This is a genomic window from Sinorhizobium numidicum, from assembly GCF_029892045.1.
Taxonomy (GTDB): domain Bacteria; phylum Pseudomonadota; class Alphaproteobacteria; order Rhizobiales; family Rhizobiaceae; genus Sinorhizobium; species Sinorhizobium numidicum.
The window spans coordinates 590,160-605,653 of record NZ_CP120367.1 but is presented as its reverse complement, the minus strand read 5'-3'; the positions used below and the strand labels follow the sequence as shown (position 1 = coordinate 605,653).

Below are 15,494 nucleotides of genomic sequence, written 5' to 3'. Positions count from 1 at the left end.
TCATGAGAATTTCTGTTTCATCGACGCGGGCAAATGAGGGCGATCAATGACTTACCTCGAAGACGACGCTGAACGCGGTATCCAGCTGTTCATGGCGGAGCACGCCATTAGCCGGGAGGAGGCGCTTCGCCGCATTGTGCGAGACTGGTTGATACGACACGGTTATCTTGCTCCCAATGACAGCGGTCTGGAGGAAACGGCTAAGCCTGAGATTGATGGCACGGGGCTAGCCTGATCAGATCTTTGGATACCGGATGCGAGTGACCGCGCGACAACTCATCCGCGATTTGCTTCGTCCCCTCAGCTCGATTGAGCGGCTGTCACGACCTCTCTAATTGCCGCGGCTCTCGCCACTTCCCTCGTTGGCGCGGCTTCGCTGTCTTCGGTGTTTCCTTCTTTCCCTCCTTCTTCTCTGGTGGTGCTTCAGCACATCACGGGCGCCGGCCTGATGGAAACCGATCCCCATGAGAATGCGCTCCAAAGCCTCCGCAAATCGCTGAACGGCATTCCGTGCGGCTTTCGTGACGGACGCATTGCTGTCGGCAAGGATGATCTTCGTCAGCTCTTCGACATTCCTCTTTGTCAGAGAACCCGCCGGCGCTTTCGAGCCCACAACATCATGAACCGCCTTTCCGTTGAGCGGTCCCTAGCTCCCTTGCCTCCCCGAGTGCTGCTGCGCTGCCTGGCATCGCCTGCAAGCACCTTGTCCGGTCGATCTGGCCGCCAATGTCGGTACGGCGCTAACCGACGAGAGCTATTCGCGCCAACGACGCGGATAACGCCCATGCGCTATTGAGAAGGATCATAGTGAGCTGATGTCCCCGACCGGCCGGATGAAGCCGGACTGATCTGGCCGGATTTTATGACGTCGTTCGTTGTGCCCGCTCGATCGCCGAGACCAGTTTGAGAGCAGGAAATATAAGATAGCGCCGTCCCCTGATCGAAATCGGAAGCGACTGGATGCGAAAGCCGCTCTACACAAGCGATCAGCCCAGAAGATTACGAATCGTACGCATGAAGACCCGCGCGCCGATAGCGATCAGGTCGTCCGGAAATCATAATCCGGGTTATGCAGGCGTGGATGGTTCTCACCAGCGCCCAGGAAAAACATTGCCGACGGCGCCACTCGGCCGAACAGGCCGAAGTCCTCTGAAGCCTTCATCGGCAGCACACCGCGGCCGGAGTCATGACTGACGCCCTCCTCATTGAGCGCGCGCCGCAATTCGGCGACTGCAGCGTCCGCATTGCTGCACTGGTGGAACACGTCCTCGTAGCTCACCGTTGCCGCTAGCCCTCCAGCCGTCGCTTCCTTTGTCACAAGCGCTTCGGCGCGGTCCACGAGCTCGGCCATGTGCTCGTCAGTCAGCGTGCGCAGCGTTGCCCAGGTTTCTGCCTGGCCGGGGCTGATACCGAAGGCTGCCTCGCCAACTCGCGCATGCGTCACCGTCACGAGCGCGATCAGCTTCATGCGAGAGTTCTCCAATTGCCTTATTCGTCGCCGAATTGAGTTGGACGCGCTCAACCTTCCGGCCTCCTCCTGCGCCGCGGGAATGATGTAGACTGCTTCACCGCCCGCATGAGAAAAAAGACGAGGAGACCGCCGGCAGTCGCGCTGCGGCCACACTGAACCGCCCGTTTCCCGGCCGGTTTGCCGTATTCGCGCTTGGCGACAATCCTGCGCGTCATGGCGTCGTCCCTGGCGAATTATTTCCGCACCAGGCTCAGTTCGTCCCGCGGTCTCGCGATAGGCGGTCGCAAGGGCATAGGCAAGCTGCCGTCGCCATGTGCCGCGAAGCCAGCGAGGATGCCATCTACGCCGTTCACCTGCTGCTGAGAGAGGCTCCTGCCAAACCGCCGGACGTGCACCGGCGCAGTGCCGCATGAAATGCTGCTCTGTCCATGATTCATCTTGTTACTGGCAAAGGAAAAATCCCGATCGTTGGGAGTTGCAGCTTGCCCCTGGCTTCAACTATTAATGAGCAGGCAATGAGGGCTTAGGGTATGAAGATTACTGACAAAAGATACCGCTCTGACCACACGCGAATGGACGACCTTCAGCGCATTCGTAAGCAGATCGATGATGTAAAAACGTTGGAGCAACTGAAGGAACATATGGCTGAGATGGTTGATCTGTTGATCGAGTATCATCCCGTCCATGGCCACTATTGACCCTCGGCCGGGCTGTCCAGTGAGTCCGAGCGCGTCGCCCTGCGAGCGGAGAGTTTTAGAAGAGCATTTCAAAAGATTGGTGATACCAGGTTGTGCTCTATGCATTTTGCACAACTCCCATCGTCCTTGTCTCACAGAAGGTAAGAACAGATGTTCGACGGGATACGATCGGCGATCCATTGGCGGTTAGCGAAAAAACTAAGAAAATCAAATCCCGATAAAGCTGCGAAGCATTTGTTGCTAGCCGTGAAAGGAAGCAAGGCTGACGTTTCCAAAGCGAGGCGTGCTGCTGGGTTTCTCGTCGCAGACAAGAAGTTCTCGGACGCGCGCACTTTTTGCCGAGATCGTATATCTGCAGGCGACCCATCCGGCTTTTGGCGGCATTATGAGAGCTTCGTTGATGAGCTCGAAAGTTCTTACAAACGACAAGAAGCGTCTCCATCGATCAAGATTGCTCTGTTCAACGATACCGACTTCAGGGTCAATATAGGATGCCGGTTGACGAGCCAGGGCCTCAAGAACCAAATTCTCAATGCATTCCCAGGCGCCGGGATCACCTCTCTCGGGTTTAACTTCGTGGCCTTTAGAGAAGAATTCCCGACGAGTTTAACGCTTGAACGATACGAACTCTCCGATGTAATGAGCCGACTCTCCGTTGCGTACGGAAACGACGCCATCGAGCAGATAAGAGCCGCCGATTTTGTTATCCTTCAGCCAGAGGGGTCGTTAGACCACAGAACAACGGCAGAGGGTCTTGCTACTTTCTTCACCCCTGTCCTTGCCGCCATGAAACTAGGCAAACCGTTGGCGGTATTGAACGGAACTATACCTATCTATGACGGCGAACGAGCAGCTTATCTCAGAAGACTTTTCCGCGATCTCGGTCATGTCGCAGCCCGCGACCAGATCTCAGCCGAATATTATGGAATTGAGTTTCTGGCGGATGCGGCATTTCTTCGGATATCGCCAGCACTGGTGGCCGAGCGCGATGGTTGCTTGATAACCACCGGGGCCAGAAACAATGCCGAAGAAGACGTCCATATTCTAAAGGCTGCTCTCAGTGCCTGCGATAGGTTGAATCTTCGCCCTGTCGTCCTCACGCACGCGGTTGAGCGCTTCAATGACCATGAGGCAGAGATTATTGCCCGTGGGGGTATATTTGCTGAGACAGCCAGCATAGAACGCGCTGCCGAGACAATATCACAATGTCGCCTGCACATTGGGGGCCGTTATCACATGGCTATATTCAGCATTCTCTGCAACATCCCGTCTCTCCTTTTCGATGTAAAGACGCACAAAAACGAGTGGCTAGAGCGATACTCTCGTCTAATAAAACTTGTGCATCCGCACACAGACCTCAACGCCGTGGCGGCCCTGACCCTAAATAACGGTGTGGCGCAAGAACATCGCGAAACAGGTACCGCGGATAAATACGTCCATTTCCTAAAAGGCGCCCACAGTCGCGATGAGCGGGTGTATGGCGGTTGAAGATGGTGGCGTATTCCTATTCAATCAGCACTGTTTCTTTCTCGGCACTGTCGGCATTGCCTCAATAGCTGTCGTCGCTTGTTGCACCATTTCGTCAGAAAGAACCCGCGACGGAGCCCAGCGCAACGACGGCCAACAGCGCCAAAATCGCGCCAACTATTCCCACCATGACGATATCGCGATAGCTTTCGCGGTGCGTCGCGCCGCAGACGGCGAGCAGCGTCACCACGGCTCCATTGTGCGGCAGGCTGTCGAGGGTACCTGAACCGATGACAGCGACGCGGTGCAACAGATCCGGGTTCAGACCGATTTCCGTCGCACGGGCCATGTAGATGCTGCCGAGCGCGTCGAGCGCAATTGTAAGGCCACCTGAGGCGGAGCCGGTCAGCGCCGCCAGAATGTTCGTCGCGACCGCAAGCGAGACCAGCGGCCCGCCGCCAATATCGAGCACCCAGTCGCGCACTGCCTCGAAGGCGGGCATCGCGGCCACGACCGCACCGAAGCCGACCAGACTTGCGACGCTGACGGCTGGCAGCACCGATGCGTTGGCGCCCGCATCCATCGTTTCACGCAGGCTCGGCAGCCTTCTGTAGTTCGCGGCGACAACGGTGATGATCGCCGCCGATAGCGCGCTCGCCACCGACCAGACGCCGCCGACGGCCGATAGTGTCGTTCCTCCCCAGCGCGGCTCGCTGAGGAAACTGACGTCGAGGCGCGGTAGAATGAAGAGTGACATCGATAGGTTAACAAGCACGACAACGACGAGCGGCAGGCCGGCCGCGAATATGCCCGGCGCGGTTGCCGCGTGCTCACCGTGCGTCAGCTCCGCCGGGTCGAATTCGCGCGCGCTCGTCGCCCGTTCCCGCAACACTCCGTTCGCGGCAAGGCTATCAGCCGATGCGGTCGCACCGCCTCCGAAGGGTTCACCGTTGCGCCGGGCTGCTCCCGCCTCTCGTTCCAGCCACCAGAGGCCAAAACCGAGCATGATCGCCGAAGCGATGATGCCGAGGCCGGGGGCCGCGAAAGGGGTCGTGCCGAAGAAGGGCATTGGAATGGCATTCTGGATCGACGGCGTTCCCGGCATCGCGGACATCGTAAAGGTTGATGTTCCGAGCACGATCGCCGCCGGCATCAGGCGGCGCGGTATAGCGGCCGAGCGGAAGAGCTCCTGCGCCATTGGCGCTAGCACGAAGAAAGCGACGAAAAGGCTGACGCCGCCGTAGGTGACCAGCGCACCGGCGAGGACGACTGCGAGAACCGCGCGGCGCTTGCCGAGTCGCGTGGTCATCCACTTCGCGATGGTCGACACCGAACCACTCGTCTCCATCAGCTTGCCGAAAAGCGCACCGAGCAAGAAGAGGGGAAAGAACTGCGCCAGGAACTGAGCGGCGCCCGCCATGAAGGTCTGCGTCCAGTGCGCAAGAACAGGCTCTCCCGCAAAGAGGGCTGCCACTAGCGCCGCAGCCGGTGCAAGAAGCAGGACGCTCCAACCCCGAAAGGCCAGCCCGATGAGTATGGCGAGGCCAATCAGGATTCCGAACAATCCCATGCTCAAACCCCCTCCAGTAGAAGTTCAAGATCAAGCGAGGAACGATAGCCAAGGTCATCGCCATGTTGCGCCAGAAACGTTTCGGCGGCCTTACGACCTTCGTCGCGCAACAGGGTCAGGAACGCCCATTCGGCGTTCAGTTTCGACGAGTATCCAAAGTCCAGCATAACGTCGCTCGCGATACGATGGATGCGCATCGATGCCCAGCGTGCCCCCTCTTCGTCGGTGGGCTGCGCAAACCGACGCAATAGCGCCATCATTCGCAGCTCCTTCAACAGAACGGCATTGAAGGAAACCTCGTTGAGGCGATTGAGGATCTCGCGCGCCGAGCGTGGCGTGCCCGGACGCTCGACCGGATTGATCTGGACGAGGATCGTGTCTTCGGACGCGCAATCGCGAATGAGCGGCGTCAGGGTGGGATTGCCGGCATAACCCCCATCCCAATAGGCTTCACCGTCGATTTCAACCGCTTGGAACAGCGTCGGCAGGCAGGCGGAAGCGAGCAGCGCATCGGGCGTCAGTTCGCCGTTGTGAAAGACGCGGCCGCGGCCGGTACGCACATTTGTTGCTGTGATGAAGAGCCTGATCGGGCTCTCCACCAAGTGGGCAAAGTCGACTGTCTCAGCAAGGATCGCACGAAGCGGATTGGTACCGCCGGGATTGAGGTCATATGGCGAAAACAGTCGGGCCGCCACGTCCATGGCGACAAACAATGGCGAATTGTCGAGCGTCCAGCGACCGAGCAGAACATCGAGCGGACTACGACGGAACGGGCTGAAGCGGGCCGCTTCCGACACTTGTTTCCAGAAGGCCTCGAGTGCCGTGCGCGCTTCTTCGGCGCCCCCGCGGGCATGGCCATGAGCAAGCACCGCCGCATTCATCGCGCCTGCCGACGTGCCGGAAATGCCTTCGATCTGCAGCCACGGCTCCTCCAGCAGGCGGTCGAGCACGCCCCAGGTGAACGCGCCGTGCGCTCCGCCGCCCTGCAGCGCAAGATCGACTTTTACGGGATCGCGGCGCCGGATTCCACGCGCTGCATTCATTGTGTCGCCTGTTCGTCAAAGGGCTACTCGCAGTTGCAATATACACGTTGTGCGGCGCCGAGAAACCCTGCGTACGGCAAAGCGGTGATGCGCTCTGCACGCTCTTTGAACGGCTCCCGCATCTACATGAAGGAAAGCGGGCTAGACGCTTACCTCCCACACGGGTTGTCAGCTTGGCTCAGGGTGTCTCATTCCTGCGCGCACCCACGCTCGTTCAGGCCAAACAATTGCACATTTGCCCCGCGTCAGCGATGCGAGAAATAGAACCACCTTGGAGAAAGCTGAATCCGGCTCCGCGTCGGACGGCCGGCGCCACGTGGCAGCTGTTGCCGTTGATACATTCTGCGATCTTTACGGAACGAGAACATCGGTCGCTGTGCGCCTCGAGGGTGGCGGAGGGTACCGCTGCTCTCGACCCGAAGCGGACTCTCGTTCTCGAAACGTGAGCAGCGGCTTTGCGCCCCACTGCGGTCCTTCAGGATCATCCGGACGTGGGACGGCAGCCCAAGATTCGACCTACCAAACCCTTCGCCTTGAGCGGACTCGAACTACAGGCCATGTTTTCGATTGAGCGGCGTAAAGCTCTGTTGTGGAACAAAAATCAGGCAGGGACGGCGATTGTTGCCGGCATGTCCTGCTGCGGCCATCGCCGCAGTGCTTCCCGCCCAGCGTCTGTCAAGCCGTAGACGCCTCTGTCAAGCCGTTCAAACCAGCCATAGACATTCGCAAGCAAAATCTTCCCGGCATCCGGTATGCTGGATCTGATTTCACGCACGCGCAGCGGTCCTGACGCCAGCGCTGCCGCACAGCCGAGCGCCTGCTGACGGTACGCGGTCATGACAGGCGCGCGTGTGCTCCCGCCTACTGCCGGATCGCCGCGTCGCCTCCGGTGTTCGCGCATGAGCCTCGAACGCCGTTTCGGATTGGTTCGCGGCATCGGCGATGCGGAGCCGACGATAACGCTGACGTCGCCGGCATCGGAAATGCCGAGCATGCCGATCCCGAGCCTGCGGCAGAGATCGCGGTAGCGTTTGTCGGCGTCGCGACCTTTGCCCTTGGCCGAGACTCGCGCCGCGATCCAGACCTCGTCTGCGACGGCTGCGCGATCGACGGCCTGCAGGATGAGCTCCAGATTGAAGCTCAGTTTTAACTCGCAGATCACCACCACCGGCGGATCGCCATCACTCAAGCCGACGAGATCACAGCCGCCAACTTCGCCCTTAACGACGTAACCTGCCCTTTCGAGAAAGCCTTTGACGGGCAGATAAAGCGAAGTTTCCATATGCCTGCAGGTTTAAGCGAAGAATCGTTCCATAAACTACATCGATCCGCCCGTACGGAACACCGCATCGATCGCCGCCGACGCGGTTACACGGATGGGCTGTGGAGGCAGCAACAACGCATCCCTGCGACGATTGGCCAGGACTTCACCGCGGCATTGGAACGATGCTCTTGAATGGAATCGAACCTCCGCCCTCTATTCCGAACAAGTTGGAAATTTGGTTTCGGGCCCGGAGGACTGCAGCGCAGCCAGTCAGTTCGTCTTTGTGATTCGCTAGGCCGGTGTCGCGAAGACGAGCCTCCACCGTCACTTCGGCACAAAGGATGATCTCATCGCCGCGGTTTTTGCTGCTGCCATGGGTCCTCAGAACGGCGAGACTGCCTTCTCTCCTATTTCCCTCCCCCCGGCCTCGAGACATTCCCTAAGACAATCCTTCCGCTCATCCGGTAACATCGCGGCTCCGATCTTCATGGCTTCCTCCCATGCGGGCCCGCGTTCCCACGCTTCGATATAGGCCATCGCCAGATCGGGAGATCGTTTGGTTTGCAGTAGGGCTTCGACAAGGATTCCGGCCTGCATTATGTCCTTGTCGCGCTTGAGCGCACTGTGCGCGTGACGTCGGGACGCGATGATCAGTTTGTGAACAGCGTAGCGAGCTGGATCGGGGACGAGCACCGAGACACCGGCTCCATACAGGAGGACCGTTCTAACCGGTTCACGGATCAGGAAATCCATGAACCGCAGCGGCTGTGCGCTTGCCCCACCCAGGGCGGGCATGTCTGCCGGCCTGTCCAGATACTCGTCCCTGCCGCGATTCGTGGTCAGGAATTCGACGCGATAGCCTTCGTCGTTGACGAATGCGGTCGTCTCTGCCCCGTCGAGCGCCGGGACAGCACGGAAAGTCGGATCGGCTGACTGCAGCAGTTCGAGGATTGGCGGCAGGCTATCCATGACCTCTGCCGAGATCGCATAATCTTGCGCGAAATCGGCATCCGCGGTCATGATCGCGGCAGAGGGAATGCGGACACCCAGGAGGCCAGAGTACGTTCCGAAGGCGAGAGTGCCGACCAGGACGGCCCGAAGTCGAAAGAGGCCCGCGGCCGCCAGAGTTTCGACGATCAACCCTGAGGTACGGTCGGCCGCCGGAAGGCCGCCATCCCGCGTGAGACTCGAGACCAGACGTCGACGTATCCTGTAGTCGGTTTTCGTGCGGGAGAAGTCTTCAACACGTTTCGAAATCTCCGGATCCTCAGCAGGGCCAACATATTTGCGCTTCTGGCCGCCTTCGCCATCAGGCTGATCGAAATACCAGTATTCACGACCCTTGACCTTGACCTTCACGAAGCGGCCGGCCGGCGGGAAGTCGAGTGTCCAGGCGTCATCCATGGCGCGCTGCCCGATCTCAGCGAGCATTGTCTGGTACATCATGTCGACAGTTTTCAGCATGGGAGGCTCCGCCGTTATACTAGAACTGCAATTATAGTATAACGCGCTCTGAGCGAACGATCAACGAGCTCGATTTCCTTCGCCGTTGGGCAGGGACACCACGCCTACTGACCATGACAATGAGCGGCTATGTCAGAGCTGTCGATCTATAACGTCGGACGACCACGCGCACCTTCTCGCAAGTCAGGTAATCCGAGCGAAAGGATCGAGGCCGATTCCTGCCCGCGAACTCCTCGACGCCTCACGGAGCCGGAGTTACAGGGACGCCATCACGGAGGAATCGCCGTTCCGAGCCATAGTTATAACATTTCCGCAGATCTAGTATAGCGGCCGCCATTCAGGAAAAATCAGCGTAATTGGCGCATTTGTTCGCTGCAAGCGACGATGCTCAAGGGGTGCAACGGGCGTAGCTTGTAGAAACCTCGACGGCGCGGCCTTTCGGGCGCGGCGGCGGATTGGCGGCGATCGCCTTTGCTGGATTGGCTGCAACGACCGCGGCTTCAAAAAGCGAGGTCAAGAACGGACGGCGCTCGTCGGGCGGCAACAAGTTTCACGCCTCCTCCGCCGCTCCGTAGAGGCCGAGTTTGTCGAGCATCGCCCGCTGCCGGTCGGCACTTTCGACCAGCAGGCCGGTATAGCGATCGACGATCCGGGCGCGATGATCCGGATCGGAAATGGCGGAGAGCGCACCCAAAATCGCCGCGACCTTTTCCGAGGTCTGACGCAGCTCCTCCAGGAGCTCCGCCTTGCCGCCGACCTCACTGACCGCCCGCTTCGTCACCCGGCCGATGCCCGTGGGCGTGCGGCTGCCGACTAACATGTAACCCGCCGGCAGGTCGCCCTTGAGATTGGTGACCGATTTGAAACGGATGACGTCGAAGATCTGGTCGACCGCCTGCTTCGCGCCGGCCACCCGCGAGGGATGATCGGTGTCGGCGGCCGCATGCGGCAACAGCTCCAGCCTGCCCTTATGGCGCTCTTCAAGCGGCAGGTAGGGAAGCATGGGTCCGCTGAGCTTGCCGGTCGCGGCGTCCTTGAAAAGGTCGGCGTCGATCGCCGCGTGCGCGATCTTGCCGGACGACAGCGCCTCATCGAGCGCGGCGGCATCGACGACCTCGCCCCGGTCGTAGTTGACCAGCACGGCGCGGTCGTTCATCGCGCCGAGCACCTTCGCATCGACGGTTCCGGCGTTGGAATAGACCCCGGTCGCCGCGTCCAGCCGGCCGAGACCGATATGGACGGAGAGCACGTCGGCGCCGGTCGCCGCTGCAACCGGACTTGTCGCATATTCGAAGCCTTCCGCCTCGATCCAGCGCTTGTGATGCTCGCGAGCGTAGATCGCCACCGTCATGCCGAAGGCCTTGGCAAGCTTGGCGACTTCGCGGCCGATATTGCCGTAGCCGAGAATGGCGATCCTCCGGCCCTCGAGCTTGGCGGTCGGAAAATCCTTGAGCTGACGGCCGGTGTCGAAGTCGCCATCGGCGACCATCCGGTGCAGCCTGTCGACCGGCAGGTCGGGAACGACCCTCAGGATCGCCTTCATCGCCATTTGGGCGGTCGCCCGGCTGTTGATGCCCGGCGTGTTCATCAGCGGCGCGATGCCGCCCTCGCCGTTGCCGCCGCCCCAGGAGGCCGAGCCCATGTTGCCGGTGCCCGCGCCGATGCGCACGCCGCCGAGCGGGAAGACGGAGTTCTTCGGGATGAAGGTCGCCGCCGCGATCAGCGCGTCGTACTGACCCTTATCGGTCTGCGGCAGGATCTCCGCCTCGGTGCTCAGGTTTGGCTGGTAGAAAAAGTGGATACGGTGCTTCTCGAGCGCCGACCGGTCGCCGAGCGGCCCGAGATGGAAGACGCCGCCCTTTTCCTCGATATAGGCCTTGATCTCGCTGTGATCCGGCTGGCCGTCGCTGCCGAAACGCAGGCCGACCAGGTCGGCAATCAGCACGGTATAGGCGCGCGCCGGATCGTCCTTGCGGACTGCCCCGCCGGCCCTGGCCCGGGCCTCGAAAGTGACGCCGTTCTTCGCCAGCTCTTCTTCGAGAACGACGATCTTGGCGCGCAGATAGGCGTGTTGCAGGTTCTCCAGCAGCGCGACGACATCTTCCGGCTCGCGGATGCCGCCGACCCAGGCGCGGTAGTCGCCGGGCGTGCCCGGGAAGGCATTGACGTAGCGGGCCGCGTCGAGACCGGGCTCGTATTCGCCGTTCGGATGGGTAATGCCCTCATAGCCGAGCAGTTGCTTCGAACGGGCGATGATGCGGGCGTGGATGTCGGGATCGGTGATGCCGTCGTCTTCGACCTTCAGGAGCGTCACCGCCGCGCCGCGCCGCTCGGCATCGGTGACGGTCAGCGACAGAAGCGGATGCGACTTGACCCACTCGTCGATCACCTTGCGATTGGCGGCAGAACGGCGGTTGAGCTCGACGACAGAGCCGACCCGAGCCTTCGACTGTAGGAGGCCGAAGGTGGTCTCGGCAAAGGCGAGCGCGCTGTAGGTGTTGATGACGCCGCCGAGCATGCGGTCTTCGGCAGCATCGTAGAATGGCCCGGCATCGACGGAGCGCTTGGCCGACAGCGGCTGCTTGGGATCGATCGGCGGCGCGATCTTCAGCTGGCGCGGGATCGCCCAGGCAGGATCTTGCTGGTTCTTCTCGATCAGGGCCAGGGCATGCGGCGTGAAGGAGGCGACAAAATAGCCCGAAACCCCGCCGATCGCCTTCTGGAACGGCATGAACAGGCAGCACTTCGCCATCACGGCTTCGACCAGTTCGGGCTCCCACGGCATCGCTCCGAGCATAGAGGTGGCATCGAACACCGCATGGCGGTTTGCCGGATCGCCGTCTATCCAGCTCAAAAGTTCGCGGATCTCACGGCTGGTATAGGCATTTGCCCCGGTCGTCTCATGGCCGACACCGACGAAGATCGAGACGCCGAGGGCGGAGAGCTCTTCTGCCGTCGGGATCACCCCTTCGGAGACGGCGAAATGGATGCGGCTCTCGCAGCCCTTTTCGGCGAAGCGCTGCATCTCGATCAGCTGGGTGGCCCAGGACTGGCGGAAGAAGCCGGCGGACTTGGACGGACCGCTCTCTGGCGGCGGCGTATCAACATAGACGCGTTGGGAGGCGTCGTTGGCGTTCATCAGGTGCTGGACGCAGACCGTGAAGCCGCTGTGGCCACCGCCGAGCCCCACTGCCATGCGGTTCGTCTTCGGAAAGCCGAAATAGCGATGGATCGCCCGCATCATGTCGGTCAGGATCCTGTCTGCCGGATAGCCGCGGTGCATGCTGCGGGAAATCTCGGCGGTGGTGAAGCCGCCGATGTCGTTGCCCCTGTCGTCGAACTTGCGATAGGTCTTCTCGATCCAGTCGTCGAAGGCGAGGCGCCGCAGGCGGCTGTCCACTTCGTCGGTGGTCGCATCGGTGATCGGGCCAACGCCGAAGAACGGATTGGACGGCAGCCTCGGCGCGCCATCGCTGGTCAGTTCGAGTGCCTTCAGTCGCTGTTCCTGCATCTGCGCGATATTCATCATGATCTGCCTATCTTTTTTCGAGGCGTGAGGATGCGGGGGATAGTGGATCGAACACGCCAGAAAGGAGACCTCATATGCGCCGAACAGCACGCGGAATGCGTCGTGGGTTCGCCTGTAATGAGAGATTGCTGCCGCTCGCTCATTTGGGCCTCTAGCTCAGATCACGCCGCGGCGAGTTGGAGACCATTTCTGCACGGCCGGTCCCGTCGACCGGCCGTGCAGTCGAGCGATCTCAGATCACGACGCTGCTTCAGGCACAAGCGCCGAAGCTTCGACATTTCCCGTTTCCGGCGTAGCGGAGGCCGTCACCGGCCGACGCCCGCTTCCTTCTTCGAGCTCATCGAGAAGGGCATGCCATAGCGAAATGCAAAGCCCGACCATCACGAGCAGGAACGGTGCGGCCGCGATGATCGACGCGGTCTGGAGGCCTTGGAGCCCGCCCATGACCAGAAGCACCGCGGCCGAGGCTCCGGCAAGCACGCCCCAAAGGACGACAATACCAGGCTTTGGCTCCAGTGCCCCGCGTGATGAAAGCATTCCCATCACGACCGCGCCTGCATCCGCGCCCGAGATGAAGAAGATCGCGACCAAAAAGATGGCGATCAACGATGTCAGCCAGGCGAAGGGATACTGCGCCAGAAGGGCAAAGAGCGAGACCGCCGCGCCCTGGTTGTTGACCGCATCGACGATCCCGCCGGCACCGAAGAGTTCGGAATGGAGTGCGGTGCCGCCCAGGATCGTGAACCAGATGAAAGTAACGCCGCTCGGGATCAGGAGCACGCCGATCACGAACTCCTTGATCGTGCGACCGCGCGAGATGCGCGCGATGAACACGCCGACGAAGGGCGCCCAGGATATCCACCAAGCCCAATAGAAGATGGTCCAGCTGCCGAGCCATTTGCCGTCGCTGAAGGCCGCCGTGCGCAATGACATGGACACCAGGTCGCTCAGATAGAAGCCCAGCGATTCGGTAAAGGTGTTGAAGATGAAGATTGTCGGTCCGATGCACACCAGGAAGACCAGCAGCACCATCGCGATGATCATGTTCATGTTGGAGAGGAACTGGATCCCCTTGCCCACACCTGACACCGCCGAGAGTATGAACAGCACCGTCATGACGCCGATGATCGTCAGCGCGATCCCGTTGGACTGGCCGGTTCCCCAAAGGAAGTTCATGCCGCTATTGATCTGCTGGGCGCCCAAGCCAAGCGAGGTAGCGGTTCCGAACAGTGTCGCGATAAGCGCAAGCACGTCGATCGCCTTGCCGATCGGCCCGCTTGTGGCCTCGCCGAGGATCGGCGTGAAGGCAGCGGAAATCAGGTTCGGCTTTCCCTTGCGGAAGGTGAAATAGGCGATCGCAAGACCAACCACCGCATAGATCGCCCAAGGGTGAAGCGCCCAGTGGAAATAGGAATACTTCATTGCCAAGAGGGCTGCCTCAAGAGTTCTCGGTTCGGCCTGCCCGTGGGGCGGACCGGCGAAGTGGTATATCGGCTCGGCAACACCCCAGAACATCAATCCAATGCCCATGCCGACGCTGAACATCATGCAGATCCAAGAGGCGGTGCGGAATTCCGGTCGCTCGTCGTCCTGTCCGAGCCGTATCTTGCCGAAGCGGCTCACGGCGAGGAAGAGGGCGAAGACCAGGAAACTGGCCGAGGAGACGACGAAACCCCAGCCGAAGTCGTCGATGATGGCGTCGAGTGCCACCTTGGAGATCGAGGATAGGCTTTCAGGGAATACCGTCCCCCAGCCGACGAATCCCAGGATGATGAACATGGCCGGCCAGAATACGGCCGGATCGATCTGACTAGGTCGTGATGGCTCCATTTTTTTGCTCCTCCTATTTAACCTCCAGGCCGCCCCTGATACCAGCCGCCTGGCCACTCATACGATCCGGCTCGGGACGCGTCAGAAGCACGACGTTTTCGAGATCCGTCAGTCCAGCGGGGACCGATGGCTCCTCCTCATAGACGTCGAGCCCGGCGCCGGCGATCGCCGCCGTCGAAGCGCGCGGTCGGCACGCGCTCTACTACTCCCGGCCAGCGCCGAGTCACCAACACGCGGGGATTTTCGCTTCAGGCCGCCTTCGTCATGGCCGACAGCACGTCCGACACCGTCTCGCCGAAGGACGAGGGGGTCGGCACGATCGTGACCCCGGCACCCTTGAGGATTTCGACCTTCTCCTGTGCCGATTCCCCGAAAGCCGAGATGATCGCGCCGGCATGGCCCATGCGGCGGCCTTTCGGGGCTGAAAGGCCGGCGATATAGGCGATCAGCGGCTTCCTCATGTTGTCGCGCGCCCAGAGAGCGGCTTCCGCCTCCTGCGGGCCGCCGATCTCGCCGATCATCAGCACCGCGTCCGTGCCCGGATCTTTCTCGAACAACTCCAGCATGTCCTTGAAGGACGAACCGTTGACCGGGTCGCCGCCGATGCCGACCGAGGTGGAGACGCCGATGCTGAGCGCCTTCATCTGGCTCGCGGCCTCGTATCCGAGCGTGCCCGAGCGGCCGACGATGCCGATGCGGCCGGGCAGGTAGATCGAGCCCGGCATGATGCCCATCAGCGCCTCGCCAGGCGTGATCATTCCCGCGCAGTTCGGCCCGATCAGGGTCATCCGATCCTCGAAGCGGTAGCGCCGCATGTATCGCTTGACTCTGATCATGTCCTGGGACGGGATGCCGTCGGTGATGCAGACACAGAGCCGGATGCCGGCGTCGGCCGCTTCCATGATCGAGTCGGCCGCAAACGGCGGCGGCACGAAGACGATCGAGGCATCCGCACCGGTTTCCTGCACGGCGCCCTTCACCGTATTGAAGACCGGCATGCCGAGATGAGTCTGGCCGCCCTTGCCCGGGGTGACGCCGCCGACCACATTGGTGCCATAGCGCTGCATGTCCTCGGCATGGAAGCTGCCGATCTTGCCGGTGAAGCCCTGGACGATGACGCGGGTGTTCTTGTCGAGCAGAATGGACATGTCTCGCCTC

Annotated in this window: 10 protein-coding genes and 2 pseudogenes; 4 read left to right on the top strand and 8 right to left on the bottom strand. The window is 61.0% G+C overall.

Going from position 1 to position 15,494, the window contains the following annotated elements:
- Positions 1–46 precede the first annotated feature (46 nt).
- Positions 47–235 (top strand): hypothetical protein, encoded by a 189-nt coding sequence (locus PYH37_RS02950; protein ID WP_280731944.1) that lies wholly within the window; start codon positions 47–49, stop codon positions 233–235.
- 751 nt (positions 236–986) lie between these two features.
- Here the strand turns inward: PYH37_RS02950 and PYH37_RS02945 are convergent.
- Positions 987–1,456 (bottom strand): annotated as a pseudogene (locus tag PYH37_RS02945) (M20/M25/M40 family metallo-hydrolase); the annotation flags it as partial.
- Positions 1,457–2,001: 545 nt separating this feature from the next.
- On the opposite strand from PYH37_RS02945, the gene PYH37_RS02940 reads away from it, so the two are divergent.
- Together PYH37_RS02940 and PYH37_RS02935 are read left to right on the top strand one after the other, a co-directional pair.
- Positions 2,002–2,169, top strand: a complete 168-nt coding sequence (locus PYH37_RS02940; protein ID WP_280731943.1) for a hypothetical protein — start codon at positions 2,002–2,004, stop codon at positions 2,167–2,169.
- Between the two features lie 150 nt (positions 2,170–2,319).
- Positions 2,320–3,657 carry a polysaccharide pyruvyl transferase family protein gene (locus PYH37_RS02935; RefSeq protein WP_280731942.1) on the top strand — a complete coding sequence of 446 codons (1,338 nt, stop codon included), beginning with the start codon at positions 2,320–2,322 and terminating at the stop codon, positions 3,655–3,657.
- A 94-nt stretch (positions 3,658–3,751) separates the two neighbouring features.
- On the opposite strand, the gene PYH37_RS02930 is transcribed toward PYH37_RS02935, so the two are convergent.
- The 3 genes from PYH37_RS02930 to PYH37_RS02920 form a co-directional block, all read right to left on the bottom strand.
- Positions 3,752–5,206, bottom strand: coding sequence for a GntP family permease (locus PYH37_RS02930; protein ID WP_280731941.1), 1,455 nt, complete (start codon positions 5,204–5,206; stop codon positions 3,752–3,754).
- A gap of 2 nt (positions 5,207–5,208) precedes the next feature.
- Positions 5,209–6,249, bottom strand: a complete 1,041-nt coding sequence (locus PYH37_RS02925) for a patatin-like phospholipase family protein (RefSeq protein ID WP_280731940.1) — start codon at positions 6,247–6,249, stop codon at positions 5,209–5,211.
- 601 nt (positions 6,250–6,850) lie between these two features.
- Positions 6,851–7,531 (bottom strand): DUF2161 domain-containing phosphodiesterase, encoded by a 681-nt coding sequence (locus PYH37_RS02920; RefSeq protein ID WP_280731939.1) that lies wholly within the window; start codon positions 7,529–7,531, stop codon positions 6,851–6,853.
- Between the two features lie 283 nt (positions 7,532–7,814).
- Between PYH37_RS02920 and PYH37_RS02915 the strand changes: the two are divergent.
- Positions 7,815–7,868, top strand: a pseudogene (locus PYH37_RS02915) (hypothetical protein); the annotation flags it as partial.
- 26 nt (positions 7,869–7,894) lie between these two features.
- Here PYH37_RS02915 and PYH37_RS02910 read toward each other — a convergent pair.
- From PYH37_RS02910 to sucD, 4 genes are all read right to left on the bottom strand, one after another.
- On the bottom strand, positions 7,895–8,974 hold the full coding sequence (locus tag PYH37_RS02910) for a nucleotidyltransferase family protein (protein ID WP_280732510.1): 1,080 nt from the start codon (positions 8,972–8,974) through the stop codon (positions 7,895–7,897).
- A gap of 553 nt (positions 8,975–9,527) precedes the next feature.
- Positions 9,528–12,506 carry an NAD(P)-dependent oxidoreductase gene (locus PYH37_RS02905; protein ID WP_280731938.1) on the bottom strand — a complete coding sequence of 993 codons (2,979 nt, stop codon included), beginning with the start codon at positions 12,504–12,506 and terminating at the stop codon, positions 9,528–9,530.
- A gap of 237 nt (positions 12,507–12,743) precedes the next feature.
- Positions 12,744–14,336: a BCCT family transporter gene (locus PYH37_RS02900; RefSeq protein WP_280731937.1), complete on the bottom strand. Its 1,593-nt coding sequence runs from the start codon at positions 14,334–14,336 to the stop codon at positions 12,744–12,746.
- Positions 14,337–14,584: 248 nt separating this feature from the next.
- A complete protein-coding gene (sucD, locus tag PYH37_RS02895; protein ID WP_280731936.1) occupies positions 14,585–15,484 on the bottom strand; it encodes a succinate--CoA ligase subunit alpha in 900 nt (299 codons plus the stop codon).
- Between the last annotated feature and the right edge of the window lie 10 nt (positions 15,485–15,494).

Excerpts from the sequence above, each read along its gene's own strand:
- PYH37_RS02950 (WP_280731944.1), top strand. The coding sequence starts at position 47 with ATGACTTACCTCGAAGACGACGCTGAACGCGGTATCCAGCTGTTCATG.
- PYH37_RS02940 (WP_280731943.1), top strand. The coding sequence starts at position 2,002 with ATGAAGATTACTGACAAAAGATACCGCTCTGACCACACGCGAATGGAC.
- PYH37_RS02935 (WP_280731942.1), top strand. The coding sequence starts at position 2,320 with ATGTTCGACGGGATACGATCGGCGATCCATTGGCGGTTAGCGAAAAAA.
- PYH37_RS02930 (WP_280731941.1), bottom strand. The coding sequence starts at position 5,206 with ATGGGATTGTTCGGAATCCTGATTGGCCTCGCCATACTCATCGGGCTG.
- PYH37_RS02925 (WP_280731940.1), bottom strand. The coding sequence starts at position 6,249 with ATGAATGCAGCGCGTGGAATCCGGCGCCGCGATCCCGTAAAAGTCGAT.
- PYH37_RS02920 (WP_280731939.1), bottom strand. The coding sequence starts at position 7,531 with ATGGAAACTTCGCTTTATCTGCCCGTCAAAGGCTTTCTCGAAAGGGCA.
- PYH37_RS02905 (WP_280731938.1), bottom strand. The coding sequence starts at position 12,506 with ATGATGAATATCGCGCAGATGCAGGAACAGCGACTGAAGGCACTCGAA.
- PYH37_RS02900 (WP_280731937.1), bottom strand. The coding sequence starts at position 14,336 with ATGGAGCCATCACGACCTAGTCAGATCGATCCGGCCGTATTCTGGCCG.
- sucD (WP_280731936.1), bottom strand. The coding sequence starts at position 15,484 with ATGTCCATTCTGCTCGACAAGAACACCCGCGTCATCGTCCAGGGCTTC.